The sequence below is a fragment of the Ruegeria sp. C8 genome, from assembly GCF_056537565.1.
Window position 1 is genome coordinate 12,635 of the sequence record NZ_JBQFRV010000025.1, and the last position, 24,387, is coordinate 37,021.

Genomic DNA, 24,387 nt, shown 5'->3' on the forward strand with positions numbered 1-24,387 from the left:
AATGGGCGCCTATATTCTAAGACGCCTGCTTTTGGTCATTCCGACCTTGCTGGGCATAATGGTCGTCAACTTCACGCTTGTGCAGTTTGTTCCGGGTGGACCCGTTGAACAAATCATCGCTCAGATCGAAGGACAGGGCGATGTCTTTGCGGGCTTCGCTGGGGGTGGAGACGCCGGTGCCGGGTCCGAGCCTGCAGGCGGTGTCTTCGACGACAAATATGTGGGCGCGCGCGGCCTGCCTCCAGAGTTCATTGCCGAATTGGAAAAGGAATTCGGTTTCGACAAGCCGCCGCTTGAGCGTTTTCTTGGAATGATGGGCAATTATCTGACGCTCGATTTTGGCGAGAGCTATTTCCGGTCGATCAGCGTGATTGATTTGGTGTTGGAAAAGATGCCCGTGTCTATCTCACTGGGTCTATGGTCGACGCTGATCGCCTATCTGGTCTCGATTCCGTTGGGCATCCGCAAAGCAGTCAAAGATGGGTCGCGGTTCGATACCGTGACCAGCGGAGCCATCATCGTGGCCTACGCCATCCCCGGTTTCCTATTTGCCATCCTGCTGCTGGTGCTGTTTGCGGGTGGATCCTACTGGCAGATCTTCCCTCTGCGAGGGCTGACCTCGGACAATTGGGACAGCCTGAGCCTTTTGGGCAAGATCGCCGACTATTTCTGGCACATTGCGCTGCCGATCATTGCCCTGACGATCTCGGCCTTTGCAACGCTAACGCTGCTGACCAAGAACTCGTTTCTGGATGAGATCAAGAAGCAATATGTTATGACCGCCCGCGCCAAGGGATTGGGGGAACGCAAGGTCCTCTATGGTCATGTCTTCCGCAACGCGATGCTGATCGTGATTGCGGGCTTTCCGGCAGTGTTCATTGGTGTCTTCTTCGGCGGCTCGATCATTATCGAGACGATCTTCTCTTTGGACGGTCTGGGTCGCCTTGGGTTTGAGGCCGCGGTGGCGCGGGACTATCCGGTGATCTTTGGCACTCTGTTCATCTTTGGTCTGATGGGGCTGGTTGTCGGTATCATCAGCGACCTGATGTATGTGCTGGTCGATCCGCGTATCGATTTTGAGAAGAGGGAGGGGTAAATGGCGCTGTCCCCTCTCAACCAGCGACGTTGGCGCAATTTCCGACGCAATGGCCGAGCCTTTTGGTCTCTGATCATCTTTTCGGTGCTGTTCGGTCTGTCCCTATTCGCCGAGTTCATTGCAAATGATAAACCGATCCTCGTGCAATATCGTGGTCAATTCTACACGCCGATTTTTAACTTCTATCCGGAAACTGAATTTGGTGGCGATTTCCAGACCGAGGCGATCTATCGCGACCCCGAGGTACGCTGCCTGATCGACAGTGGCGGGCTTGAGGACTGTTTCGACGACCCCGAAGGTATAATCGAGCAGATCGAGGCGGGGACATTTCAAGCCGAAGGGTTCGAGCGAGGTTGGGCCATCTGGCCGCTGATCCCCTATTCCTACAACACCAGCGTTGATCGCTCCGGTGCCGCCCCCTTGCCGCCGAATGGTCAGAACCTACTGGGAACGGATGATACCAAACGAGACGTGCTGGCGAGGGTGATTTATGGTTTCCGTCTGTCGATCCTATTCACGCTGATGGTGACCGGCGTGGCGAGCCTGATCGGTATTTTCGCTGGGGCCATACAGGGCTTCTTCGGTGGCTGGCTCGACCTAATTTTTCAACGGGTCATCGAGATATGGTCCGCGACCCCGTCTCTTTACGTCATCATCATCATGTTCGCCATTCTGGGCCGAAGTTTCTGGCTTCTGGTGATCCTGATGATCCTGTTCAGCTGGACCGGATTGGTCAGCGTTGTGAGGGCCGAGTTCCTGCGGGCGCGCAATCTGGAATATGTCCGCGCCGCGCGGGCGCTGGGTGTCGGTAACATGACCATCATGTTCCGTCACATGCTGCCAAATGCGATGGTTGCAACGCTGACCTTCATGCCCTTCATCGTGACTGGTACAATTGGCGGGCTAGCCTCATTGGATTTCCTTGGCTTCGGTCTACCCTCTTCGGCCCCGTCTCTGGGTGAGCTGACTCTGCAAGCCAAACAGAACCTGCAGGCCCCGTGGCTGGCCTTCACCGCCTTTTTCACCTTCGCCATCATGCTGTCGCTGCTGGTGTTCATTTTTGAAGGCGTCCGCGATGCATTTGATCCCAGAAAGACCTTCTCATGAGCCTTTTGGATGTAAACAACCTCAAGGTCTCATTCCGGCAGGACGGAAAGGTGTCGGCTGCGGTTAAAGGCGTCTCCTTCACCGTGGATCGGGGTGAGACGGTTGCCCTGGTGGGTGAGTCCGGCTCGGGCAAGTCGGTGACGGCATTGTCGACCGTGTCGCTGCTGGGCGATAGCGCCATGGTCGAAGGCTCGGTCAAATATGACGGGGCCGAGATGATCGGGGCGTCCGAGGACAAGCTGATGGAGGTGCGCGGCAATGATATCAGCTTCATCTTTCAGGAGCCGATGACCTCGCTTAACCCGCTGCACACGATCCAGAAGCAGATGGCGGAATCGCTGGCGTTGCATCAGGGCCTGGCCGGGGATGCCGCGCGCGACAGAATTGTGGAGTTGCTGAACAAGGTTGGCATTCGCGACCCCGATGATCGTCTGGATAGCTATCCGCACCAGCTTTCGGGCGGGCAGCGACAGCGTGTGATGATTGCCATGGCGCTGGCCAACAAACCGGATGTTCTGATCGCGGATGAACCAACGACCGCCTTGGATGTGACCATTCAAGCGCAAATTCTCGAACTATTGGCCGAGCTGCAAAAATCCGAGAACATGGGGATGCTGTTCATCACCCATGATCTTGGCATTGTACGTCGGATCGCCGACCGGGTCTGTGTGATGAAAGACGGTGAGATTGTCGAAACCGGGATCACGGCTGAGATTTTCAACAACCCACAGCATCCCTACACGCGTAAATTGCTGGAGGCTGAGCCTTCGGGACACCCCGACCCCGTAGACGCAGGTGCGGAAGAGGTCGCCCGAACCGACCACCTGAAGGTCTGGTTCCCGATTCAGCGGGGCTTTCTGAAACGCACGGTCGGCTATGTAAAAGCCGTCAACGATGCAACGTTTAGCGTGCGGGCCGGGGAAACCCTTGGGATTGTCGGAGAAAGCGGCTCGGGCAAGACGACGATGGCGCTGGCTATAATGCGGTTGATCGCGTCCGAGGGTGGGATCACCTTCCGCGATCAGGATGTGCGCCGCTGGTCCACGCGAGAGTTGCGGCGCCTGCGCAAGGACATGCAGATCGTGTTTCAGGACCCGTTCGGCAGCCTGAGCCCACGTATGACATGCCAGCAGATCATCTCCGAGGGGCTGTCCATTCACAATGTCGACCCCCATCGCGCCCCGCGCGAGCTAGTGGCCGAAGTGATGACAGAGGTGGGCTTGGACCCGGCCTCAATGGACCGCTACCCGCATGAGTTTTCGGGCGGGCAGCGTCAGCGGATTGCGATTGCGCGGGCCATGGTGCTGCGCCCGAAACTACTGGTACTGGATGAGCCGACAAGCGCGCTGGACATGACGGTGCAGGTGCAAATCGTTGATCTCCTGCGCGATCTGCAGCGGAAATACGGGCTGGCGTATCTGTTCATCAGCCACGACTTGAAAGTTGTGCGGGCGATGTCCCACAAGGTCATCGTCATGCGCAACGGCGACGTGGTCGAGATGGGCGCATCCGAGGATCTGTTTGAAAATGCGCAAACAGATTACACCCGTGAACTGATTGCGGCGGCGGGCTAAGGCCCGCCTCGCGTTTCCCTCAAGCGCTGGCTTTTTCGCGATCGGCGGATTTGGGGACCGGTCCGCGCAACTCTTCATAATGATCGAAGCTCAGATTGACCCACCCCGTTCCCCGCGTGGCACTGGCGAGAGTTCGGTGCAACTCATCTTGCGCCACGGCCGGAAGTTGGGCGTTGAAGATTTCCCAACCTGAGGCATCCGGATTGCCCTCGAACCCCAAAACCTGCCCTTGCAGCGAACTGATCGTTGGGACCAGATCTCCGACGAAATCTGACGGCAGATGAATCTCGGCCGTGAGAATCGGCTGCAGTACCACGGGCTTGGCCTGCGGCAGTGCCTCACGCACTGCGTTCTTGCCCGCCGTCCGGAACGCGTAGTCCGAACTATCGACATTGTGGTGTTTGCCGTCGCTGAGGGTAATTTTGACATCCACGACCGGGAAGCCTTCGGGGCCTTGTACCAAAGCGTCTTTGGCCCCGTGCTCCACGGATGGGATGTAGTTCTTCGGCACCGCACCGCCCTTCACAACCTCTTCGAATTGAAAGCCCGAGCCACGGGGTAGAGGCGCGACCGAGATTACAACGTCGGCGAATTGTCCGGCGCCGCCCGATTGCTTGCGATGACGGTGGCGGTGTTCGACCGGCGTACGGATGGTTTCGCGATAGGCGGTCTCGACGGGGTCGGTTTCGATCTCGATCCCGAAATCCTCCAGCAGTTTGGCCGTCACGCGCCGCATGTGTTGCGGACCCTGCGAACCCAGTACGGAATGACCGCTCAGCTCGTCTTGTTCCATATGCAGCCCCGGGTCGATCTCGACCAAACGGCTCAGAGCGTTAGACAGGCGCACGTCGTCGCGCTCATGCGCGGGTGAGACGACCTGCCGGTGCGCAACTGGGTGCGAAGACGCCCAGTTCGGAAGCGGCGTAGCCGACCGGCTGTCGTATATGTACCCCGGGTTGAGGTGGTCGGACTTGACCGCAAGCCCGATTTGTCCGGCCTCCAATGCGCCGATTTGTGTTTTGGCGTCGAGGCTCGTCAAATTGCCGACTGTTTCGCCTCCCAAAGCCTCATGCGCTTTGACGCCATCGCCCAGCCCGCGCAGCACGGTGATCTTGCCGATATGTTTCTTCACATCGGCAAAGCCCGCAATCGCGCGTGCATTGTCCGCGGCCTCATCCCGCCCAGCGGCGATATCGAACTCGGGCGCTTCGTGCCGCAGGGCTTTCATCAAGCGTGTGAGCCCATTGCCATGTTGCGCAGCCCCCAGGCAGGCCGGAATCAGCTGATGATTTTGCAGAACCTGAGCGGCCAGATCGTAAATCTCGGCGCTGGGGGGCTGCTTGTCCTCTATAAGCTGCTCCAGCAGATGGTCGTCGAAATCCGACAGCGTTTCCAACAATTCAGTGCGGGCTTCCTGTTCACGGTCCTCGACGGATTGAGGCAGTTCGATCAAGGCCGAGGGCTGGCCCTCCTGATACTTCCAAGCGCGTTCCGAGATCAGATCAACCGCGCCTATGATTGTATCGCCGTCACGGATCGGGACCTGCCGCAAGGCGATGTGATGGGTGCAATAGGTCTGCAAGGCCGCGATGATGTCGCGGATACGGCCATTGGGGTTGTCCATTCGGTTGATGAACAGAAAGCAGGGAATGCCTGCCTCTTCCACCAGCCGCAAGTACGGCGCGCATAGTACGGCGGCATCGGGGTCTGGCGGGACGACAACCACGGCAGCGTCCGAGATCGCCATAGCTGGTCCAACATAGGCCAGCGCATCGCCGCCGCCATCCACATCAACCGCGCACCACGGTTCGTCCAAATAAGAAAAACCGTGCAAATGCACGGTTCCGGAGATGTCGAATGTTGTCGGGCGCCCGTCGAGGCGGCTGATGGCCTCGACCAGAGTGGATTTGCCCGATTGACTGGGGCCTAGGACGGTGAAAACGCGCATATGTGCTGTCCCTCTTTCAGGTTGCAGAGTGGCTGCACGAAAGGGGCTGCCTTGCGCAAATGCGTTGGCATGGTTTGTCTGCGGAATTGCCTGCCTCGGGCTGTGGACCTGATCGAAGACCCACGCCCCGAGTGTGGAGAAAACACCAGCCTTGCGTCAAGCCCTCGTTCGGGATCGGCTTGGAGCTGCCGAAACCCGACCCTTAAACCCAAGGTCAGATCGCAGAGCTATGTCCGGCTTTGCTCAGGTCATAGGCATCGAAGCTGCGGGCGATAATTCGGGTCAGGGCACGCGCCTCGGGCGGGATGAACAACCCGTCTTCGGTGACTCGCAAAAGGCCGTCAAATCTTGCGTTCACCTCGGCATACATCTTGTTCAGCTCTGCGCTGGATACATCATAACCGCGCAGGATCTCGGCGGAGTCGATCCGGAAATCGCACATCAACGCTTCGATCAAGCGGGCACGCAGCACGTCCTGTCCCTTGAACAAATGCCCACGCGAGGTCGAGAACTGACCGTCGCGGATTGCCTTGGTATGGGCCGAGGTCGCGGGGTTGTTCTGTGCGTAGCCTTGAGGAAAGCGCGAGATCGAGCTTGCACCGACGCCGATCAGAACCTCGGCCTGATCATCGGTATAGCCCTGGAAGTTGCGTTTCAGCAGGTCCGCTTTCAACGCTTTGGTCAGCCCGTCCTCTTGCGTTGCAAAGTGGTCGATTCCGATCTCGGCGTAGTTGTCCCACATGAACAGGCGGCGGGCGGTGTCGAAAAGATCCAGACGCTGCTCGGGCGTTGGCAGCGCCTCGGACGGGATAAGTTGCTGTCGTTTCGCCATCCATGGAACATGGGCATAGCCGTAAAGCGCGACGCGATCCGGGCTGAGCGATAACAGCTTTTGCACACTTTCGGTCATCCGCGCCTTGGTCTGGTGTGGCAGACCAAACAGGATATCGGCATTCAGGCTGGTGATCCCTCGCGCGCGGATCATATCCACCGCATCCCGCGTGGTGTCGTAGCTTTGGATGCGCCCAATGGTTTTCTGGATCTCATCATCGAAATCCTGCACCCCGATCGAGGCGCGGTTCATGCCCGCTTCGGCGAGGACATCCAGCCGCGCTTCGTCAATCTCATTTGGGTCGATCTCGACCGAGAACTCGGCATCCGGTCCCAGCGGCACGATATCCAGAATGTAGCGCGCCAGATCGCGCATCAGGTCCGGCTTCAGCAGGGTTGGGGTGCCGCCGCCCCAATGCAGGCGGGATAGAACCACCCCCTCGGGCAGGCGCGCGGCCAATAGATCCAGCTCAGCCTTCAGCACGTCGACGTAAGCGACTACGGGGCTGTCGGTTTGCGTGCCTTGCGTGCGGCAGGCGCAGAACCAGCAGAGGCGCCGGCAGAAGGGGACGTGGATATAAAGCGAGATGGCGCTGCCGGGTTTAATCCGGGCGATCCAGTCACCAAAAAGATCAGCCCCCACGTCATTGCTGAAATGGGGGGCGGTCGGGTAGCTGGTGTAGCGAGGCACCTTCGCGTCAAAAAGTCCAAGCCTTGCCAATTGTGATTTATCTATCATGGAGATACCTTTAAGGGACCCAAGTCTTGGTTGCTTTGATAGAGATCAAGTAGGAAAGCGAATGTCAGTAGAGATAAAGTTTGATCATTCCAACTGTGACGAATGCCCGATTCGTCATCGAGCCGTCTGTGCCCGGTGCGATGCGGACGAGCTGCAGTCCCTTGAAGAGATTAAATATTATCGAAGTTTCGAAGCGGGTCAGACGATCATCTGGTCCGGCGATCAGATGAACTTTGTCGGCTCGGTCGTCTCGGGTATCGCATCCCTGACCCAGACGATGGAGGACGGGCGGACCCAGATGGTGGGTCTGCTGCTGCCCAGCGATTTCGTTGGGCGACCGGGGCGTGATTCTGCGCCATATGACGTTCAGGCCACCACAGATGTGGTGATGTGCTGTTTTCGCAAGAAGCCATTCGAAGGGTTGTTGAGTGAGACCCCTCATATCGCGCATCGGCTTTTGCAGATGACTCTGGACGAGCTGGACGCCGCGCGGGAATGGATGCTTGTTCTGGGCCGCAAGACGGCGCGTGAGAAGATTGCCAGCCTGCTTTCGATCATTGCGCGCCGGGATGCCTCGATCACGCAGAAAGGGCTGTCAGGCCCGCTCGTGTTCGACCTGCCGCTGACGCGTGAGGCGATGGCGGACTACCTCGGTCTGACGCTTGAAACGGTGAGCCGACAGATCTCGGCTTTGAAAAAGGACGGGGTTATCGTGCTGGAAGGCAAGCGCCACGTGACCATTCCCGATCTTGGTCGCCTGATGGAAGAGGCCGGAGACGACTCGGACGGTGGTTTCCTCGTTTAGACACCACCCGCCAGTCACATACCAAAGCGATTGAGCCGCCCCGCAGGGCGGCTTTTTTTGGTTCTGGACGCGATCAGTGTGCCATGAAGACCGGTACAGCGGATTGTTCCAGCATGTTGCGGGTGGCGCCGCCAAGAATCGCTTCGCGAAAGCGGGAATGGCCGTAGGCGCCCATGACAATCATATCTGATTCAGTGTCCGTCGCGTGGCGGTTCAGAATGTCCGACACCCGCGTCATGGTTTTGCTGAGAACTTCGATTTCGCACCGTACACCGTGCCGCGCCAGCATCTGGGACAGCATGCCACCCGGGTCAGAGCGGTCGGGCCCATGGCGCGGCGGGTCGATCACCACGATGCGTGCCAGATCAGCGTCTTTCAGAAATGGCAGGGCGCAGCGCACCGCGCGCATGGCCTCGACGCTTTCGTTCCAGGCGATCATGATATTTTTAGGTTTCGAAACAGGTTGCCCCGCGTTCGGGACGACCATGACCGGAGCGTGACCTTCGAACATTGCGGCTTCGACAATTGGTTCTGCCTCGGCACCGCGCCCTTCGCCATAGGGGTGCGGTAGGACAACCAGATCTGAGAACCGCGCCCTATGTGCAACGTGGCGTCCAATGTCCGCGATCTGGGCGACTCCGTTTTCGGCCGACCACCGCACACCGGTTTTTCTAAGAAAATCTTCGGCATAGCTTAGCAGCTCATCCGCCTCGGCATTGGCCCGGCTGAGGGTTTCCTGAAGGATCAGAGCGTTCGCCCCGGCGTAGTAATACCCTGTCTGACTGCGATCGACACCCAGGCACAAGGCCTCGGCATGACCATCCTGCGCCTCGGCCAATGCCGCCGCCTGAGACAGTGCTGCCTGCGCATTCGTAGTTTCCGTCATTATTGTGAGAATTGATTTGTAAGCCATATCGACCTCGTCTTTCGAGCAGCCGATCCAATGCGACCAGCGCCCCTCCACTTGACTATGGGTGTCACAGAAAACAACGGATTGTCTTGACTCAGATCAAAGCGGCAGAGGACGTTCTTCTACATTACGAACCACAGTCAAAAAGGTTCTGTGCGGCACGTAAATCGCGCAGGGCAGGGTAAAGGGACGCAATATGTCGAATTACATCAAGCTGATCGTGCTTGGTCTGATCGTGCTGTTTGCCGCGATCGGGTCCAATTATGCACGCGATTTGGCGTATCAGGTGCATGCGATACTGGTGATGATCATCGCCGGTGGTCTGTTCATCTGGACGCTTCGAAACACGGATGAGCCAGATATTCTTGTCGATCGCTCCGGCGAGTACATGGACGGCGTGATCCGCTACGGCGTGATCGCAACTGCCTTCTGGGGCGTGGTCGGGTTCCTGGCGGGAACTTTTATTGCGTTCCAGCTGGCATTTCCAACGCTCAACTTCGAATGGGCGCAGGGCTATCTGAACTTTGGGCGGTTGCGTCCGCTGCACACCTCGGCGGTGATTTTTGCCTTTGGGGGCAACGCTCTGATCGCGACCTCTTTCTACGTGGTCCAGCGCACCAGCGCGGCGCGCCTTTGGGGCGGAAACCTGGCCTGGTTCGTGTTCTGGGGCTATCAGCTGTTCATCGTTCTGGCAGCGACCGGATATGTTCTGGGTGGCACGCAGTCCAAGGAATATGCCGAGCCTGAATGGTATGTGGACCTGTGGCTGACCATCGTCTGGGTCGCCTATCTGGCTGTCTATCTGGGTACGATCATCAAACGGAAAGAGCCGCATATCTATGTGGCCAACTGGTTCTACCTGGCCTTTATCGTGACCGTTGCGATGCTGCACCTGGTCAACAACATGACCATCCCGGTCAGTATCTGGGGTTCGAAATCGGTTATCGTCTGGTCGGGCGTACAGGATGCTATGATCCAGTGGTGGTATGGCCACAACGCTGTGGGCTTCTTCCTGACTGCGGGCTTCCTGGGCATGATGTACTACTTCATCCCGAAACAGGCCGAACGTCCCGTATTCTCGTACAAGCTGTCGATCATCCACTTCTGGGCGCTGATCTTTCTGTATATCTGGGCCGGTCCGCACCACCTGCACTATACCGCGTTGCCTGACTGGGCCTCGACGCTGGGCATGGTGTTCTCGATCGTACTGTGGATGCCGTCCTGGGGTGGTATGATCAACGGTCTGATGACGCTCTCGGGCGCATGGGACAAGCTGCGCACCGACCCAATCATCCGTATGATGGTCATCTCGGTTGGCTTCTATGGCATGTCCACCTTTGAGGGTCCGATGATGTCGATCCGTGCGGTGAACTCGCTCAGCCATTACACCGACTGGACCATTGGTCACGTACACTCGGGCGCGCTGGGCTGGAACGGCATGATCACCTTTGGTGCGCTTTACTATCTGGTGCCCGTCCTGTGGAAGCGTGAGCGTCTGTACTCCTTGCAGATGGTCAGCTGGCACTTCTGGCTCGCCACGATCGGTATCGTTCTCTATGCCGCGTCGATGTGGGTCACCGGTATCATGGAAGGCCTGATGTGGCGCGAAGTGGATGCCAACGGCTTCCTGGTGAACTCGTTCGCTGACACCGTTGCCGCCAAGTTCCCGATGTATGTGGTTCGTGGTCTGGGTGGGGTTCTGTTCCTCGCTGGCTCGGTGATCATGTGCTACAACCTGTGGATGACTGTACGTAAGGCACCGGCCAAAGAGGCCAGCCTGACCGTCGCAGTCCCGGCTGAATAAAGGAGGCCGGAGCAATGGCAATTCTTGACAAACACAAAGTGCTTGAGACCAACGCGACCCTTTTGCTGATCTTCAGCTTTCTGGTCGTGACCATCGGTGGCATCGTTCAGATCACCCCGCTGTTCTATCTTGAGAACACAATCGAGAAGGTGGAGGGCATGCGCCCTTACACGCCTCTCGAGATGGCGGGCCGCGAGATCTACATCCGCGAAGGCTGCTATGTCTGCCACAGCCAGATGATCCGCCCCATGCGGGACGAGGTCGAACGCTATGGCCATTACTCGCTGGCGGCCGAGTCGATGTATGACCATCCGTTCCAGTGGGGGTCCAAGCGGACCGGGCCTGATTTGGCGCGTGTCGGCGGTCGTTACTCGGACGATTGGCATGTACGCCACCTGCGCGACGCGCAATCGGTCGTGCCGGAATCGGTGATGCCGAAATATGGCTTCCTCGAAAACCGCAAGATCGATGGCAAGTATATCGGCGACATCATGGCGGCAAACGCGGTGGTCGGTACACCCTACACCGACGAGATGCTGGAGAACGCGCAAGCCGACTTCCGCGCTCAGGCCGATCCCGACAGTGACTATGACGGGCTGCTGGAGCGTTACGGTGACAAGGTCAACGTGCGCAACTTCGATGGTCAATCCGACCTGACCGAAGCTGACGCGCTAATCGCCTATCTGCAGATGCTGGGCACGCTGGTCGACTTCTCGACCTTCACGCCTGACGCAAACCGCTGAGGGAGGGAGCAATGGAAGAATATACTCTCCTGAGGCAGTTTGCAGATAGCTGGATGTTGCTTTTGCTGTTCGCCTTCTTCGTTGGCATCATTGTCTGGGTGTTCCGCCCAGGCGCCAGCAAGGAATACAGCGACACCGCCAACATCCCTTTCCGCCACGTCGATGCACCTGCACCGCAGCAAGACCAACCCGCCACATCCGAGGAGGCGCGGAAATGACTAAGACACCTGAAAAACAGCCGGGTGACCCGAATACAACCGGTCACAGCTGGGACGGCATCGAAGAATTTGACAACCCGATGCCCCGCTGGTGGCTGTGGACCTTCTACGCCACGATCTTCTGGGGTGTAATTTACACGATCATGTATCCCGCATGGCCACTGGTTCAGTCGGCAACGGCAGGCGTCATGGGTTGGTCATCTCGGGCCGAAGTCCAGCAAGAGCTGGTCTCGTTCGAAGAGGCCAACGCTCCGTGGAATGCCAAGCTGGTGGACACCCCGCTTGAGGAGATTTCGGCTGACCCTGAGTTGCAGCAATATGCCGTCAACGCAGGCAGCGCTGTGTTCCGCACCTGGTGTGCACAGTGTCACGGCTCGGGCGCGCAGGGCGCGGCTGGCTTCCCGAACCTTCTGGATGATGCATGGCTGTGGGGTGGCACGATGGAGGATATCCATTTCACCGTCAGCTATGGGATCCGGAACGAGGAAAGCGACGATGCGCGCTATTCCGAGATGCCGGCCTTTGGTGAGCTCCTCGAAGGCGAAGAGATCACTCAGGTGGTTCAGTACGTGATGTCGCTGACCAATGCGCAGACCGATGATGCGGCCGCGCAGGCAGGCAAGGTTGTCTTCGAAGACAATTGTGCCGCCTGTCACGGCGAGGACGGCAAAGGCGACGTCTTCCAGGGCGCGCCGAACCTGACGGATGCCATCTGGCTCTATGGCGGCAGCGAAGAGGCCCTGACTGAAACGGTGACCTACAGCCGTTTTGGCGTGATGCCCCCATGGGATACCCGCCTGACCGAGGCGCAGATCCGCGCCGTGACTGCCTATGTCCACCAACTGGGTGGCGGTCAGTAAGGCTACAAGAATACCTCGGGGCGGCTCGCTGCCCCTTGGTCCCGGCACCGGCTGTTCCATCTGTTCGCGCGTTTCCTGAACAGCCGGTGCCTATTTCCAAAACCATCATTTCCAGAACCATCATAGAGCCATTGGCCAATCCAGAACAGGCCGCGTTTCAAAGGTCCTCTAGATCGACCGTGCGCGGGTGTTTCCTCCACCAATGATGCTCGGGCAACCAGCGCGATTTGTTGCGGGTTGGTTTCGGTGCGTCCCTGAGATTGGGCTCGTTGATCCGTGTCGCTGTCATGAACGATTTCGCAAAAACACTCAGCATGGGGCTTTCCTTTCGCGTTTTCTGTATGCGTCTAGGATGATGTTTCCCTGTACAGGATGCGAGCCAATTGTTATTTCTATATGTAAGCTGGGATTACATATGAACTGGTTGAAACTGCCTCCTCTCTCGTCCCTTCGCGCTTTTTCGGCTCTTGCTGAGAAGGGTGGTGTGGTGCAGGCCGGAGAGGCGCTGAATGTGAGCCATGCTGCCATAAGCCAGCAGTTGCGTGTGTTGGAGAAGCACATGGGTGTGGCTCTGGTCCGGCGCGACGGAAAGTCCCTCTCCCTAACAGCCGAAGGCGCGCATCTGGCGCGTGCGGTGCAGCTTGGGTTCGGTTCAATCGGCGCTGCCGTGGAAGAGGTGATGAGCGCGGGTGGCGCCCGTCCGGTTCATGTGTCGCTGACACCAACCTTCGCCGCCTCGTGGTTGATGCCGCGACTGCCGGAATTTCAGGCCAAATACCCTGAAATCAGCCTGACGATCGATCCTTCTCCGCATCTGGTGGAACTCACACCAGGCGGCGTCGATGTTGCGATCAGATACGGGTCCGGGGGGTGGCCCGGTGTGGACTGCGAAATGCTGCTGGAAACCCCTTTTGTTGTGGTTGCGGCCCCTAGCCTGCTGGGCGGTCGGTCGGATTGGACACCGGAAGAGTTGAGCCAGCTGCCTTGGCTGGAAGAGTTTGGCACCACCGAGGCCTCGACCTGGCTGGCCAGACGTGGAGTTGATCACCCGCCTCAGGGGCGGCGCATCTCGCTGCCGGGGACCTTGCTGCTTGAAGGGCTGCGGGCAGGGCAGGGTGTCACAGCCACGGTGCGACATTTCGTCGAGCAGGATATCAAAGCGGGCCGCCTTGTCGAGCTCCATACTGAGCCTGAAAGCAGCGGATACCACGTTTTGACGGCCAAAACGCCTCTAAGACCGGCGGTAAAGACATTTGACAGCTGGTTGAGGCGGCAGGCGGGTGACGCGCGGTAAAAGGTGTTTGTCCGATGCGCGTTTTGACCCATGTCAATGTTTGCGCGTCCATGATCTGGAAGAACACACTTCCATAAGACCCATCCTTGGAGCCAGCCAGTGAGCGATTCCGATCCCGCCCCCAGCTTGTATGCCGCCCGAGAACCTATCTTTCCTCGGCGTGTCTCAGGTCCGTTCCGGAACCTGAAATGGATTATCCTGATTGTGACCTTGGGGATCTACTACGTCACCCCTTGGATCAGATGGGACCGAGGGCCCAGCCTGCCGGATCAGGCTGTGCTGCTGGACCTGGCCAACCGCCGCTTCTATTTCTTTTGGATCGAGATTTGGCCGCACGAATTCTACTTTGTTGCGGGCCTTCTGATCATGGCCGGTCTTGGGCTTTTCCTGTTCACATCGGCCTTGGGCCGGGTGTGGTGCGGATATGCCTGCCCGCAGACCGTCTGGACCGACCTGTTCATTCTGGTCGAACGCTGGATCGAGGGCGACCGCAATGCCCGCTTACGCCTGCACCGGCAAGAGAAGATGGACCTCCGCAAGGCCCGTTTGCGTCTGACGAAGTGGACCGCTTGGTTCCTGATCGGCCTCGCAACCGGCGGAGCGTGGGTCTTCTACTTTGCCGACGCGCCGACCCTTCTGCGTGATCTGGTGACCGGCAACGCACACCCTGTTGCCTACACGACCATGTTGATCCTGACCGGCACCACTTTCTTGTTTGGTGGCTTCGCGCGCGAACAGATCTGCATCTATGCCTGCCCATGGCCACGCATTCAGGCGGCGATGATGGACGAGGACACTCTGGTCGTCGGCTACCGTGAATGGCGCGGCGAGCCGCGCGGCAAAGGTAAGCGCACGGCCGATTCCGAGCTGGGCGATTGCATCGACTGCATGGCCTGCGTGAATGTCTGCCCCGTTGGTATTGACATTCGCGATGGTCAGCAGTTGGAGTGCATCACCTGCGCCCTTTGCATCGACGCCTGCGACGACATGATGGCCAAGATCGGCAAACCTCGGGGTTTGATCGACTATATGGCGCTGAGTGATGAGGCGCATGAACGCGCAGGTCAGCCACCCAAGAATATCTGGAAACACATCCTGCGTCCCCGCACGATCATGTATACCGCGTTGTGGTCTCTGGTCGGGTTCGCGCTGCTGTTTGCCCTGTTCATCCGGTCCGATATCGACCTGACGGTCGCGCCTGTGCGCAATCCGACCTTTGTTACTATGTCGGATGGCACCATCCGCAACACTTACGACGTGCGCCTGCGCAACAAACATGGCGAAGAACGTCCGTTCAATCTGTCTCTGACCGGCGATCCGGCCATGCTACTGGAAATCGAAGGCGTTGACGGGCAAACTGTAACTGTAGCCCCCGATACCGCGCAACTGGTACGCGTCTACATTACGGCGGCGCCTGACACGGGGCCTGCGCGTGCGGATACGTCCGCCGTCCGGATCTGGGTTGAGGATATCGACAGCGGCGAACGCGCCAATAAAGACACAAGCTTCAACGGACGAGGGAACTGATCATGTCCGAGCGGAAATTCACCGGTAAACACGCCCTTGCGGTGTTCGTATGTGCCTTTGGTGTGATCATCACGGTGAACCTGATCCTGGCCTATAGCGCGGTCAAAACCTTCCCGGGGCTGGAGGTCAAAAACTCCTACGTTGCAAGTCAGGAGTTCAACGACCGTCTGAAGGAGCATCAGGCGTTGGGCTGGGAGGTGCGCGCAGAAAACACGGGCGGTCTGCTGATCCTGCACATCACCGATACCACTGGCGCGCCAGTGCAAGTGGCCGAGTTGCAGGCCGTCGTGGGCCGTGCAACTCATGTGCGCGATGATTTCTCGCCCGATTTCACCTTTGACGGGCTTGCCTATGCAACGCCTGCGACGCTGGGAAAGGGGAACTGGAACATCCGCCTGGTCGCCCGCGATCATTCAGGGGCCGAGTTCGCTCAGCGGGTACCCCTGTACGTGAAAGGGTAGGGCGGTGACGGTTCAGCTATCCTCAGGCACGGCGGCTTGTCCGGGGTGTGTCGCCGCCCCGGCGGAAGCTGCGCGGCCGATCCCTGAGGATGTTCAGATCGCGTTGTCTCTGCCCGGCATCCATTGCTCGGCTTGTATCGCCAATGTCGAGCGGGCTTTGAACGCCCATCCCGGGGTCGAGGACGCGCGCGTCAACCTGACCCTGAAGCGTGCGATGATCAAAGCCGCGCCTGAAATGCGGGCTGCTGATCTGATCCCGGTGTTGGAGCGCGCGGGTTATGAAGCGCATGAGCTAGACGCCGGAGCCCTGTCGGCCACCAGTGCAGACAAGGCTGGGCGTGATCTGCTGATGCGCTTGGCGGTGGCCGGGTTTGCCTCGATGAACGTGATGCTGTTGTCGGTCTCGGTCTGGTCGGGGGCGACGGATGCGACGCGGGATATGTTCCACTGGATTTCTGCCGCGATCGCCCTGCCTGCGATTGCCTTTTCGGCGCAGCCCTTCTTTGCCAATGCATGGTCAGCCCTTCGCGTGCGTCGGCTGAACATGGACGTGCCGATCGTTCTGGCGATCCTGCTGGCGCTGGTGACGTCGCTTTGGGAAACAGCACTCAGCGGCGAGCATGCCTATTTCGATGCCGCCCTGACGCTGACCTTCTTTCTGCTGGCAGGTCGATACTTAGACTACCGCACCCGCGCCGCCGCGCGGTCCGCGGCTGAGGAGCTGACAGCGCTAGAAGTCCCTCGTGCCCTTCGGCTGATCGACGGCTCTGAAGAAGAGGTCGCTGTATCCGCCCTGGCCGTCGGAGACCTGATCCTTGTGCGGCCCGGAGGGCGGATGCCGGTGGATGGCCAGATTGTCTCAGGCCAGTCTGAATTGGACCGCTCCCTGCTGACGGGTGAGACCCTGCCAGTATTTGCTGAGGCAGGCCAGATCGTCAGCGCTGGCGAGGTCAACCTGACCGGCCCTCTGACCATCCGCGCCACGGCGGTTGGCGAAGATACATCCCTCCATCGTATGGCTGATCTCGTGGCCATCGCCGAATCCGGCCGGTCTAGATACACCTCGCTAGCGGACAAAGCGGCCAAGCTTTACGCCCCCGGCGTTCACATCCTGTCGGCGCTCAGCTTTGTGGGCTGGTACATCTATTCCGGCGACATGCGCACGGCCCTTAATATCGCGGCAGCGGTGCTGATTATCACTTGCCCGTGTGCGCTGGGGCTGGCGGTTCCTGCGGTGACTACGGCGGCCTCGGGCCGGTTGTTCCGCAAGGGAATGTTGATCAAACACGCCACTGCTCTGGAGCGTTTGGCCGAGGTCGACACGGTTGTCTTCGACAAAACCGGCACTCTGACCTCCGGCGCGCCCGAGGTGACCAATCTGGGCGATCACAGCACGGCCGACCTTGAAATCGCACTGGCTCTGGCCGAGGCATCGGCGCATCCCTTGTCGGTCGCTCTGGCCAAAGCAGCGCGTGAGGCCGGGATCAAACCCGCGACGCTGCGAAATATCACCGAGGTTCCGGGCTATGGCACCGAGGCCCAGTATCGAAACCAGCGCGTGCGCCTTGGACGCGCGGCTTGGGTTGGTGCGGAACAAGGGGTCGAGACCTCCGCCTGGCTGTCGGTTGGATCGAACACGCCGGTGGCCTTCCGATTCACCGATGCCCTGCGACCAGGCGCGGCCGAGGCCGTCTCGGACTTCGCCAAGGCCGGAAAGCAGGTGATCCTGATTTCAGGCGATTCGACGGGTGCCGTGAAAGCTCTGGCCGAGAAGCTGGGGATCGAGAACTGGATTGCCGAAGCGCTGCCTCAGGACAAAGCGCAGCGCATTCAGGAGCTCAGCGAACGGGGCCACAAGGTCCTTATGGTGGGCGATGGTCTGAATGATACGGCAGCCCTTGCGGCGGCGCATGTGTCTATCTCACCGGCCTCCGCCCTGGATGCGGCGCGCGTTGCGTCCGATATCGTTCTGTTGGGGACGGACCTGTCCCCCATCGCCGATGCCTGTGACACTGCCGTCAAAGCCACAAAACGGATTCGCGAGAACTTCCGCATTGCGACCGTCTACAACGTGATTGCGGTGCCGCTGGCGGTTATTGGGCTTGCCACGCCTTTGATCGCGGCGTTGGCGATGTCGACCTCGTCGATTACCGTATCTTTGAATGCCCTGCGGCTGAGGTAACTGTTATGGAAGTGCTCGCCTATCTGATCCCGATTTCCCTGTTTCTGGGCGGAATTGGCCTGGTTGCTTTTGTCTACACGGTCCGCTCGAACCAATACGAGGACCCCGAGGGCGATGCGCGTCGTATCCTCAGCGATGAATGGGATGACAAGCCCAAGCAGTAGCTGGCTGAGGATGCAAAATCACAGTTGATCCCAACCGCCCTTGAAATTGCCGCAATGCCCGGCTATGTCCGGCCTATCCGCAAGCAGAGAGAACCCGCCAAATGGCCACCACCAACCCGATCCAGTTTATTCAGCAAGTTCGAGCCGAAGTTTCCAAGGTCGTCTGGCCGACCCGGCGCGAGGTGCTGTTGACCACGGTCATGGTGTTCATCATGGCTGCTCTGACCGCTGTATTCTTTGCTTTGGTCGATCTGGGCATTCGTGGCGGCTTGCAACTGATCCTGGGCGCGTTCAGCTAACAGCACTCAGGCGCGGAAACACCGCAGCCCCCCTTGCACAGCGCGGAATCTCAGAGTAGTTCACACGGAACTATTCGGAATGGGCGTGTGGCGATTCGGGCTGCGCGCCGCTTTTTATTCCGGAACACGCGGGCATGCCGCGACAGGATTTCAATACAGGGCGAACCCGCAATGCGAGGCTTGGCCCAAGGCAAACAAGGACGACAGGTTCATGGCGAAACGGTGGTACTCGGTCAGCGTTCTTTCGAATTTTGAAAAGAAGATCGCAGAGCAGATCCGCACGTCGGTGGCTGAACAGGGCCTTGAGGACGATATCGACGAAGTACTGGTCCCCACCGAAGAGGTGATCGAAGTCCGTCGCGGCAAGAAAGTCACCACCGAACGCCGCTTTATGCCCGGTTACGTTCTGGTGCATATGGAAATGTCGGATCAGGGCTATCACCTGATCAACTCGATCAACCGCGTCACCGGTTTCCTTGGTCCCCAAGGCCGCCCGATGCCGATGCGCGACGCAGAAGTGAACCAGATCCTGAACCGCGTTCAGGAAGGTGAAGAAGCGCCTAAGCTGATGATCAGCTTCGAGGTCGGCGAGAAGGTCAAGGTCAACGACGGCCCGTTCGAAGATTTCGACGGCATGGTCGAGGGCGTGGACGACGAGAACCAGAAGCTGAAGGTCTCGGTTTCGATCTTTGGTCGGGAAACGCCGGTCGAGTTGGACTTTACGCAGGTTACCAAGCAGGGCTGATTACCTTCTCGGAGAATTCCAGACGCCGCGGTGCCACAGACACTGGGGCGTTTTCATTTCCTCGGACTACTTGGGTTTGGTTGCTGTGTCGCAAGTCACACGGGTAGCCTACGGCTGGACTATGGAGAGAGTTGTGTTGAGGGCTTGAAGAGCCATATTGCGAGCTTCATCAACGGGCATGTCAACAAAAATTGGGTCAAGATTGTTTGTGCTGACCGTCAATCGCGACCCTTCACCAAACGGCTGCCAAGCCCAGCATTGAGTTTTTGTCCCTACGTCTGACAATAGACAAATTGAGCCTTTGTTCAGATCGCCTTGGCGTTCTTTCTTCAACGACCCTCCTTCTTTCCAATACGGTTTGGGAAAGCCAAGTTCATCCTCAGTCGCAAACAGCACCTTTCCCACGTGGCGGTACGGATACGAGGAATAGCGACCGCACCACTCAGGCTCATCAATGCCCTCACAGAGAGAAGTCAGAGCCGCATGATTGGATGCGGGGTTTATCCACACCACGTCCATATCAATAGCTCGTGCGCCGTTTTGGCTAAGTCTGCATATTTTCGAAAAACCAGATTTATGGTCCATCCTTCCGAAATGGGTTGCGGAATTCCCAATTTTGAGGCGGGGTTTTAGTTCCAGTGGTAGAACTACAACTTCACCAGCAATGCGAACATGCAGGTCTTCGTTAAGGCAATCCTTTGGCACGTGCTGAAGCCAAAGGGCGTGACCCGTATATGCGCAGGCTGCAATGACCGGAGCTGAAACGGATATGATCGGAGAAACTCGCGAAAGTCTCATGACACTGCCCCAGCCGGCACCAAGTGCAAACATGGCAAGGCAAGACAGGATGACAATGAGGTACCCTAGCCCAGCATATTGACCCGCTATCGGGTGGTACACCAAGAAGCCCGTGGGAAGGGCAATTGAAGCGAGCATGAGCGGAGCGCGAACTCGCCAATCAAATCGAAACGCTATCGCGGAAATCAACGCGATGCCTGCTAGAGCAATCGAAAAGACGGTGGGTGAATTCAGAGGGAACAAAAGCTGCCTTTTGCAAATGGTTTGATTGATTATCCGCAATCTTCAATCAGAAGTAGATTTGGCGCGATGCTGGAATTCCCTACTGTGAGTTCGGTTTAGATGTACGTGAGTGGATATTCGCAATGCCCTTGCCAACCCACTCATTCCCCTTTACACGCCGCCTCTATCGTCTTCGGGCGAGATTCTCTCGTGGGAGGTTTCAGGGATCGCGATCCCGGATCGGACCACGCAACATAAACCGGGTGGGACGCGTCCTGCCTACGTTGAAAGGAAAACCAAATGGCTAAGAAGCTTGCTGGTACAATGAAACTGCAGGTTCCTGCAGGTCAGGCGAACCCGTCGCCTCCAGTTGGTCCGGCGCTGGGTCAGCGCGGCATCAACATCATGGAATTCTGCAAGGCGTTCAACGCCAAGACCGCAGACATGGAGCAAGGCGCTCCTTGCCCGACCGTGATCACCTACTATCAGGACAAGTCCTTCACAATGGACATCAAGACGCCGCCCGCGTCTTATTACCTGAAAAAAGCAGCTGGTCTGAAGCCGGTTGGCAAGCGTAACCGCCCTCGTGGCGCGGAGAACCCCGGTCGTGAGACTGTGGCCACCGTAACCACCAAGCAGGTTCGCGAAATCGCCGAAGCCAAAATGAAAGATCTGAACGCCAACGACGTCGAAGGCGCAATGCAGATCATCCTGGGCTCGGCCCGCTCTATGGGCATCGAGGTGAAGTAAGATGGCAAAACTCGGTAAACGTACCCGCGCTGCGCGCGAAGCTGTCGCCGGCAAGGAAAACCTGTCGGTTGAAGAAGCAGTTGCCCTGGTAAAAGGCAACGCCACCTCGAAGTTTGACGAGACCATCGAAATCGCGATGAACCTGGGCGTTGACACCCGTCACGCAGACCAGATGGTTCGTGGCGTCGTTGGCCTGCCGAACGGCACCGGTAAGGCGATGCGCGTTGCTGTATTCGCGCGTGGCCCCAAGGCAGACGAAGCGAAAGAAGCTGGCGCAGACATCGTTGGCGCAGAAGACTTGATGGAAACTATTCAGGGCGGCACCATCGAATTCGATCGCTGCATCGCGACCCCTGACATGATGCCGATCGTTGGTCGTCTAGGTAAAGTTCTGGGCCCGCGCAACCTGATGCCGAACCCCAAAGTTGGCACCGTGACCATGGACGTGAAAGCGGCCGTGGAAGCAGCCAAAGGTGGTGAAGTTCAGTTCAAAGCTGAAAAAGGTGGCGTTGTGCACGCAGGTGTTGGCAAAGCGTCCTTCGACGAAGCCAAGCTGGCCGAAAACGTCCGTGCCTTTATCTCGGCTGTTGCGAAAGCCAAGCCGTCGGGCGCGAAAGGTACTTACATGAAGAAGATCGCGCTGAGCTCGACCATGGGCCCGGGTGTGACGCTGGACGTGGCGGCTGCTGCAGGCGAATAAGCCTTAACGCAGACGTAGAAATCCTTGAAACCCGAGTAGCGCAAGCTGCTCGGGTTTTTTGCTGCCTTAGCGAAAGGCCTGTTGCAGGCGCAATTGCAGTCGGTCGCGTTTGCGCAGTTCGAACTCGCTGCAGGTGATGTCGGGTTGCCAGAGGCGCAGCCAGTCCTTCAGTAATCGGCCCCGCAGGCAGCAATCGAGGATCTGAGTGTCGATCGGGTGGCGATACTGGCGGAAGAACATCTCTTTGTTGCGGGTCAGAACGCCGCTTCGATCGATGTCCCTATTGGCCCCGTCCCGGAAGATATCCGCCTTCAAAAAGTCGACGATATCATAGACGGCCAGCTTGTCGCGGGCCTCGGTGAAATCCAGCCCGATGGCGGTGCCTTGGCCCATGATCAGGTTCAGGCCGTGAAAATCCCCATGGGAAAACACACGCAGGTCAGGGCGGTTTTTCAAGGATGGGACTTCGGCCAGAAATTCCTCGACCATAGGCTGGCTGATGTCCGAGACGTGCGAGGGCACTTGGGTGGACTGCTCGCGTATGCTGTCGATCATCCAACGCGGCCGAAACGCGTAGTCCGTGGCGTTTTGAACCCCGTGCAGGTCATGCAGCCACGACCCCGCCCGTCGATAGACTTGGGCCACCTGGGCGTCATCGTCGCTGTTGTAGATGATATCCGTCGCGGTTGGGCGTTCTACAAACTCGGTCACCATGAACGCGCCTCCTGGCGACATGTAGACGGGGCGGACGACCCGGTTGTTTTTGGACGTCTTGAAGTGTTCGGTCAGTTGCACCAGCAGGTCGAACTCTTTACGCAGGCGTCCCGTTTCAGGCGACAAGGTATCAAGCTTTAACGCGTAGGAACGGTTCGATGTTTCGACCTTCCAAACCAGACGGGTATTGGGAAAGGCATGGGAGCGGCAGTTAAAGCGGATCTGAGTGATGGGCGTGTCGAAACAGGACTGCGCCAACTCATTGGCGCAGGCGCTGGCCTTGTCGAATTCTTCCAGAGTAACCGCTGTCATTTTGCCTCAAGTCCGGAGTGTTTTCGGGCATTCATACCGGAGGTGACCGTAGCTGAAACCCACTGTCAATGATATTGCTGGCGTCTATTGACCCCTGGGCAGATCGTCCCGCATACAAAGGGCGTATTCCGCCTTGATGCCGCAAGTGCAAATAGGGGCAATTTACCCCTTGGAAACCCCCGCCATCTGCCCTAAGTAAGGCTGCGAAGTAAAGCGTGCGATTCGTCGTGCGCTTTATTTCGTTTCGTCCAAGACGGTGGGTGGTGCCATATGGCGCCTTAATTCCCTGCCTGAGACGGGTAAGACCAAAGAATTCTGAGGGTCCCACCCTCGGGCGCATTTTGGCCAATCCCGTAACAACGGACCTGAACGCCGGGGTTAACCCCTCGGCAAATATGAGCCGGGGTGAGTGATCGCCCCAAACTTGGAGAGAACTGTGGATAGAGCCCAGAAAGAGAAAGTGGTCGAGGAACTCGGCCAAATCTTCGAAAGCTCTGGCGTCGTAGTGGTTGCTCACTACGCCGGTCTGACAGTTGCCGAGATGCAGGACCTTCGCGCACGTGCTCGTGACGCGGGCGGCTCCGTGCGTGTTGCCAAGAACAGGCTCGCCAAAATCGCCCTTGAGGGTAAGCCGTGTGAAAGCATGGCCGACCTGCTGACAGGGATGACCGTTCTGACCTATTCCGAGGACCCCGTGGCAGCAGCCAAGGTGGCCGAGGACTTCGCCAAAGAGAACCAAAAGTTCGAAATCCTTGGCGGTGCAATGGGCGAGAACGCTCTGGACCGGGCTGGTGTTACAGCCGTGTCGAAAATGCCGTCGCGTGAAGAGCTTATTGCTACGATCGCTGGTATGCTTGGCGCGCCTGCTTCGAACATCGCCGGTGCAATTGGCGCACCTGCAAGCAACATCGCAAGCATCCTTTCCACCATCGAAGAGAAGGCGGAAGCTGCGTAAGCGGTTGGCACTGAATGATCTGCGTAGGGGATACCCCCTGACGTTGGAACACACACTGTAAACGGAAAGAGCTGATAAAATGGCTGATCTGAAAGCACTCGCAGAAAGCATCGTGGGTCTGACCCTGCTGGAAGCACAAGAACTGAAAACCATCCTCAAAGACGAATACGGCATCGAGCCCGCAGCAGGCGGCGCAGTTGTCATGGCTGCTGGTGGCGACGCCGGCGGTGCAGCTGAGGAAGAAAAAACCGAATTCGACGTCGTTCTGAAGAACGCCGGCGCATCGAAAATCAACGTCATCAAAGAAGTTCGCGGCATCACCGGCCTGGGCCTGAAAGAAGCCAAGGAACTGGTCGAAGCCGGCGGCAAGATCAAAGAAGGCGTGGACAAAGCAGAAGCAGAAGACGTCAAAGCCAAGCTGGAAGCAGCTGGCGCCGAAGTCGAACTGGCCTAAGCTTAGTCTCTGGCGCATCGCTGATGCGCCGAAAAATTTGGCTGGGTCCGGAGAAATCCGGGTCCAGCCGAACCTGTCTTAGAAAGGGCCTCAATTCGTGGGGCGTTTTCTAAGACACGGTTTTCGGATCGGGAGGCCGCCTTCGGGACGGTGGCCACGAATTGATCCGGGCGTG

25 protein-coding genes are annotated in these 24,387 nt (G+C 58.2%); 19 read left to right on the top strand and 6 right to left on the bottom strand.

Going from position 1 to position 24,387, the window contains the following annotated elements:
* The first annotated feature begins 1 nt into the window (after position 1).
* Genes ACR0KL_RS21530 through ACR0KL_RS21540 form a run of 3 tightly spaced genes read left to right on the top strand, consistent with a single transcriptional unit; the run spans position 2 to position 3,777 of the window.
* Positions 2 to 1,096 carry a microcin C ABC transporter permease YejB gene (locus tag ACR0KL_RS21530; protein ID WP_170460207.1) on the top strand — a complete coding sequence of 365 codons (1,095 nt, stop codon included), beginning with the start codon at positions 2 to 4 and terminating at the stop codon, positions 1,094 to 1,096.
* Positions 1,097 to 2,203 carry an ABC transporter permease gene (locus ACR0KL_RS21535; RefSeq protein ID WP_170677907.1) on the top strand — a complete coding sequence of 369 codons (1,107 nt, stop codon included), beginning with the start codon at positions 1,097 to 1,099 and terminating at the stop codon, positions 2,201 to 2,203.
* Positions 2,200 to 3,777: an ABC transporter ATP-binding protein gene (locus tag ACR0KL_RS21540; RefSeq protein ID WP_170677905.1), complete on the top strand. Its 1,578-nt coding sequence runs from the start codon at positions 2,200 to 2,202 to the stop codon at positions 3,775 to 3,777. The genes ACR0KL_RS21535 and ACR0KL_RS21540 overlap by 4 nt, the downstream gene beginning before the upstream one ends.
* A gap of 19 nt (positions 3,778 to 3,796) precedes the next feature.
* On the opposite strand, the gene ACR0KL_RS21545 is transcribed toward ACR0KL_RS21540, so the two are convergent.
* Both ACR0KL_RS21545 and hemN read right to left on the bottom strand, forming a co-directional pair.
* On the bottom strand, positions 3,797 to 5,725 hold the full coding sequence (locus tag ACR0KL_RS21545) for an elongation factor G (protein WP_170677903.1): 1,929 nt from the start codon (positions 5,723 to 5,725) through the stop codon (positions 3,797 to 3,799).
* 214 nt (positions 5,726 to 5,939) lie between these two features.
* The gene (hemN, locus tag ACR0KL_RS21550; protein ID WP_170677901.1) at positions 5,940 to 7,295 is read right to left on the bottom strand and encodes an oxygen-independent coproporphyrinogen III oxidase; all 1,356 of its coding nucleotides are present in this window, start codon (positions 7,293 to 7,295) and stop codon (positions 5,940 to 5,942) included.
* 61 nt (positions 7,296 to 7,356) lie between these two features.
* On the opposite strand from hemN, the gene fnrL reads away from it, so the two are divergent.
* Positions 7,357 to 8,100, top strand: coding sequence for a transcriptional regulator FnrL (gene fnrL / locus ACR0KL_RS21555; protein WP_170375417.1), 744 nt, complete (start codon positions 7,357 to 7,359; stop codon positions 8,098 to 8,100).
* A 73-nt stretch (positions 8,101 to 8,173) separates the two neighbouring features.
* Here fnrL and ACR0KL_RS21560 read toward each other — a convergent pair whose 3' ends face one another.
* Entirely contained in the window at positions 8,174 to 9,013 is an 840-nt protein-coding gene (locus ACR0KL_RS21560; protein ID WP_170677899.1) for a universal stress protein, read from the bottom strand.
* A gap of 193 nt (positions 9,014 to 9,206) precedes the next feature.
* Here ACR0KL_RS21560 and ccoN point away from each other — a divergent pair, with 193 nt between their 5' ends.
* Genes ccoN through ccoP form a run of 4 tightly spaced genes read left to right on the top strand, consistent with a single transcriptional unit; the run spans position 9,207 to position 12,635 of the window.
* On the top strand, positions 9,207 to 10,814 hold the full coding sequence (gene ccoN, locus ACR0KL_RS21565) for a cytochrome-c oxidase, cbb3-type subunit I (protein ID WP_170638373.1): 1,608 nt from the start codon (positions 9,207 to 9,209) through the stop codon (positions 10,812 to 10,814).
* Between the two features lie 14 nt (positions 10,815 to 10,828).
* Entirely contained in the window at positions 10,829 to 11,557 is a 729-nt protein-coding gene (gene ccoO / locus ACR0KL_RS21570; protein WP_170375411.1) for a cytochrome-c oxidase, cbb3-type subunit II, read from the top strand.
* 11 nt (positions 11,558 to 11,568) lie between these two features.
* On the top strand, positions 11,569 to 11,775 hold the full coding sequence (locus ACR0KL_RS21575; RefSeq protein WP_170375409.1) for a cbb3-type cytochrome c oxidase subunit 3: 207 nt from the start codon (positions 11,569 to 11,571) through the stop codon (positions 11,773 to 11,775).
* A complete protein-coding gene (gene ccoP / locus ACR0KL_RS21580; protein WP_170375407.1) occupies positions 11,772 to 12,635 on the top strand; it encodes a cytochrome-c oxidase, cbb3-type subunit III in 864 nt (287 codons plus the stop codon). Before ACR0KL_RS21575 ends, ccoP begins: the two co-directional genes overlap by 4 nt.
* 157 nt (positions 12,636 to 12,792) lie before the next feature.
* Here ccoP and ACR0KL_RS21585 read toward each other — a convergent pair whose 3' ends face one another.
* Positions 12,793 to 12,951, bottom strand: a complete 159-nt coding sequence (locus ACR0KL_RS21585) for a hypothetical protein (protein ID WP_170375405.1) — start codon at positions 12,949 to 12,951, stop codon at positions 12,793 to 12,795.
* A 99-nt stretch (positions 12,952 to 13,050) separates the two neighbouring features.
* Here ACR0KL_RS21585 and ACR0KL_RS21590 point away from each other — a divergent pair, with 99 nt between their 5' ends.
* The 7 genes from ACR0KL_RS21590 (at position 13,051) to nusG (ending at position 19,307) form a co-directional block, all read left to right on the top strand.
* Positions 13,051 to 13,929, top strand: a complete 879-nt coding sequence (locus ACR0KL_RS21590; RefSeq protein WP_480777491.1) for a LysR family transcriptional regulator — start codon at positions 13,051 to 13,053, stop codon at positions 13,927 to 13,929.
* Positions 13,930 to 14,028: 99 nt separating this feature from the next.
* On the top strand, positions 14,029 to 15,456 hold the full coding sequence (gene ccoG, locus ACR0KL_RS21595) for a cytochrome c oxidase accessory protein CcoG (protein ID WP_170677893.1): 1,428 nt from the start codon (positions 14,029 to 14,031) through the stop codon (positions 15,454 to 15,456).
* Between the two features lie 2 nt (positions 15,457 to 15,458).
* Positions 15,459 to 15,917 carry a FixH family protein gene (locus ACR0KL_RS21600; RefSeq protein WP_170677884.1) on the top strand — a complete coding sequence of 153 codons (459 nt, stop codon included), beginning with the start codon at positions 15,459 to 15,461 and terminating at the stop codon, positions 15,915 to 15,917.
* Positions 15,918 to 15,921: 4 nt separating this feature from the next.
* Positions 15,922 to 18,099 carry a heavy metal translocating P-type ATPase gene (locus ACR0KL_RS21605; protein WP_480777492.1) on the top strand — a complete coding sequence of 726 codons (2,178 nt, stop codon included), beginning with the start codon at positions 15,922 to 15,924 and terminating at the stop codon, positions 18,097 to 18,099.
* Positions 18,100 to 18,104: 5 nt separating this feature from the next.
* The gene (ccoS, locus tag ACR0KL_RS21610; RefSeq protein ID WP_170375394.1) at positions 18,105 to 18,263 is read left to right on the top strand and encodes a cbb3-type cytochrome oxidase assembly protein CcoS; all 159 of its coding nucleotides are present in this window, start codon (positions 18,105 to 18,107) and stop codon (positions 18,261 to 18,263) included.
* Between the two features lie 101 nt (positions 18,264 to 18,364).
* Complete coding sequence (secE, locus tag ACR0KL_RS21615) at positions 18,365 to 18,562, top strand: preprotein translocase subunit SecE (RefSeq protein WP_050605011.1); 198 nt, start codon at positions 18,365 to 18,367, stop codon at positions 18,560 to 18,562.
* A gap of 211 nt (positions 18,563 to 18,773) precedes the next feature.
* A complete protein-coding gene (gene nusG / locus ACR0KL_RS21620; protein WP_117872965.1) occupies positions 18,774 to 19,307 on the top strand; it encodes a transcription termination/antitermination protein NusG in 534 nt (177 codons plus the stop codon).
* Between the two features lie 108 nt (positions 19,308 to 19,415).
* Here nusG and ACR0KL_RS21625 read toward each other — a convergent pair whose 3' ends face one another.
* On the bottom strand, positions 19,416 to 20,348 hold the full coding sequence (locus ACR0KL_RS21625; RefSeq protein WP_170677874.1) for a hypothetical protein: 933 nt from the start codon (positions 20,346 to 20,348) through the stop codon (positions 19,416 to 19,418).
* A gap of 279 nt (positions 20,349 to 20,627) precedes the next feature.
* On the opposite strand from ACR0KL_RS21625, the gene rplK reads away from it, so the two are divergent.
* Entirely contained in the window at positions 20,628 to 21,077 is a 450-nt protein-coding gene (gene rplK, locus ACR0KL_RS21630; protein WP_113791694.1) for a 50S ribosomal protein L11, read from the top strand.
* Between the two features lies 1 nt (position 21,078).
* Positions 21,079 to 21,777 carry a 50S ribosomal protein L1 gene (gene rplA, locus ACR0KL_RS21635; RefSeq protein ID WP_170375389.1) on the top strand — a complete coding sequence of 233 codons (699 nt, stop codon included), beginning with the start codon at positions 21,079 to 21,081 and terminating at the stop codon, positions 21,775 to 21,777.
* Between the two features lie 66 nt (positions 21,778 to 21,843).
* On the opposite strand, the gene ACR0KL_RS21640 is transcribed toward rplA, so the two are convergent.
* On the bottom strand, positions 21,844 to 22,803 hold the full coding sequence (locus ACR0KL_RS21640; protein ID WP_170677872.1) for an aminoglycoside phosphotransferase family protein: 960 nt from the start codon (positions 22,801 to 22,803) through the stop codon (positions 21,844 to 21,846).
* A 436-nt stretch (positions 22,804 to 23,239) separates the two neighbouring features.
* Between ACR0KL_RS21640 and rplJ the strand changes: the two genes are divergently transcribed.
* Together rplJ and rplL are read left to right on the top strand one after the other, a co-directional pair.
* Positions 23,240 to 23,758, top strand: coding sequence for a 50S ribosomal protein L10 (gene rplJ, locus ACR0KL_RS21645; RefSeq protein ID WP_170375385.1), 519 nt, complete (start codon positions 23,240 to 23,242; stop codon positions 23,756 to 23,758).
* Positions 23,759 to 23,837: 79 nt separating this feature from the next.
* Complete coding sequence (gene rplL / locus ACR0KL_RS21650; protein WP_008204003.1) at positions 23,838 to 24,212, top strand: 50S ribosomal protein L7/L12; 375 nt, start codon at positions 23,838 to 23,840, stop codon at positions 24,210 to 24,212.
* The last annotated feature ends 175 nt before the right edge of the window (positions 24,213 to 24,387 follow it).

Excerpts from the sequence above, each read along its gene's own strand:
- ACR0KL_RS21530 (WP_170460207.1), top strand. The coding sequence starts at position 2 with ATGGGCGCCTATATTCTAAGACGCCTGCTTTTGGTCATTCCGACCTTG.
- ACR0KL_RS21535 (WP_170677907.1), top strand. The coding sequence starts at position 1,097 with ATGGCGCTGTCCCCTCTCAACCAGCGACGTTGGCGCAATTTCCGACGC.
- ACR0KL_RS21540 (WP_170677905.1), top strand. The coding sequence starts at position 2,200 with ATGAGCCTTTTGGATGTAAACAACCTCAAGGTCTCATTCCGGCAGGAC.
- ACR0KL_RS21545 (WP_170677903.1), bottom strand. The coding sequence starts at position 5,725 with ATGCGCGTTTTCACCGTCCTAGGCCCCAGTCAATCGGGCAAATCCACT.
- hemN (WP_170677901.1), bottom strand. The coding sequence starts at position 7,295 with ATGATAGATAAATCACAATTGGCAAGGCTTGGACTTTTTGACGCGAAG.
- fnrL (WP_170375417.1), top strand. The coding sequence starts at position 7,357 with ATGTCAGTAGAGATAAAGTTTGATCATTCCAACTGTGACGAATGCCCG.
- ACR0KL_RS21560 (WP_170677899.1), bottom strand. The coding sequence starts at position 9,013 with ATGGCTTACAAATCAATTCTCACAATAATGACGGAAACTACGAATGCG.
- ccoN (WP_170638373.1), top strand. The coding sequence starts at position 9,207 with ATGTCGAATTACATCAAGCTGATCGTGCTTGGTCTGATCGTGCTGTTT.
- ccoO (WP_170375411.1), top strand. The coding sequence starts at position 10,829 with ATGGCAATTCTTGACAAACACAAAGTGCTTGAGACCAACGCGACCCTT.
- ACR0KL_RS21575 (WP_170375409.1), top strand. The coding sequence starts at position 11,569 with ATGGAAGAATATACTCTCCTGAGGCAGTTTGCAGATAGCTGGATGTTG.
- ccoP (WP_170375407.1), top strand. The coding sequence starts at position 11,772 with ATGACTAAGACACCTGAAAAACAGCCGGGTGACCCGAATACAACCGGT.
- ACR0KL_RS21585 (WP_170375405.1), bottom strand. The coding sequence starts at position 12,951 with ATGCTGAGTGTTTTTGCGAAATCGTTCATGACAGCGACACGGATCAAC.
- ACR0KL_RS21590 (WP_480777491.1), top strand. The coding sequence starts at position 13,051 with ATGAACTGGTTGAAACTGCCTCCTCTCTCGTCCCTTCGCGCTTTTTCG.
- ACR0KL_RS21600 (WP_170677884.1), top strand. The coding sequence starts at position 15,459 with ATGTCCGAGCGGAAATTCACCGGTAAACACGCCCTTGCGGTGTTCGTA.
- ccoS (WP_170375394.1), top strand. The coding sequence starts at position 18,105 with ATGGAAGTGCTCGCCTATCTGATCCCGATTTCCCTGTTTCTGGGCGGA.
- secE (WP_050605011.1), top strand. The coding sequence starts at position 18,365 with ATGGCCACCACCAACCCGATCCAGTTTATTCAGCAAGTTCGAGCCGAA.
- nusG (WP_117872965.1), top strand. The coding sequence starts at position 18,774 with ATGGCGAAACGGTGGTACTCGGTCAGCGTTCTTTCGAATTTTGAAAAG.
- rplK (WP_113791694.1), top strand. The coding sequence starts at position 20,628 with ATGGCTAAGAAGCTTGCTGGTACAATGAAACTGCAGGTTCCTGCAGGT.
- rplA (WP_170375389.1), top strand. The coding sequence starts at position 21,079 with ATGGCAAAACTCGGTAAACGTACCCGCGCTGCGCGCGAAGCTGTCGCC.
- ACR0KL_RS21640 (WP_170677872.1), bottom strand. The coding sequence starts at position 22,803 with ATGACAGCGGTTACTCTGGAAGAATTCGACAAGGCCAGCGCCTGCGCC.
- rplL (WP_008204003.1), top strand. The coding sequence starts at position 23,838 with ATGGCTGATCTGAAAGCACTCGCAGAAAGCATCGTGGGTCTGACCCTG.